General features: G+C 52.7%; 1 protein-coding gene. It reads right to left on the reverse strand.

Annotated elements, in window-relative coordinates:
* The coding region (locus GTA51_RS20450; RefSeq protein WP_160964317.1) for a hypothetical protein at nt 1-440 on the reverse strand (440 nt) is incomplete at both ends.

The following is a 440-nucleotide window of genomic DNA, read 5'->3' on the forward strand; positions in this document are numbered from 1 at the left end:
AGGGCGGCCTTTTCTTTTGGGGTGGCGAACCGCGCCCCTTTGGAATCGTCCGGCGCATCCTCAACCGGCGGCAGTTCGTTGCCCGTAAACCAGAACCAGAATTGAACCATGGTCCCGAAGAAGACGGCACTTTGTGCCTTCGACAGAAAAAGCGAATTGGAAATATTGAAGACGGCCTGAAAGATTTTGATCGGAATCAAAACTACGGCCAGAATGAAGAGCGTGAAGGCGATATATAGGGAAAAAATGGTGAAGGCCCCGGAGACCAGCAAGGCAATAGGGGGAAGAAGCCCGAATTTGATAGGCCACAAAAGCCACCAACTGTTCGGGATAAAAGAAAACAGGAACATCACCAAAAAAGTGGAGGGGCGGCCAAGGATAATCGCGACAGCGGCCACCACGCGCCAAATCTTCGCCTTTTCGTGTCCGCCTTGGGTGCG

Source organism: Solidesulfovibrio aerotolerans, assembly GCF_009856865.1.
Taxonomy (GTDB): Bacteria; Desulfobacterota; Desulfovibrionia; order Desulfovibrionales; family Desulfovibrionaceae; genus Solidesulfovibrio; species Solidesulfovibrio aerotolerans.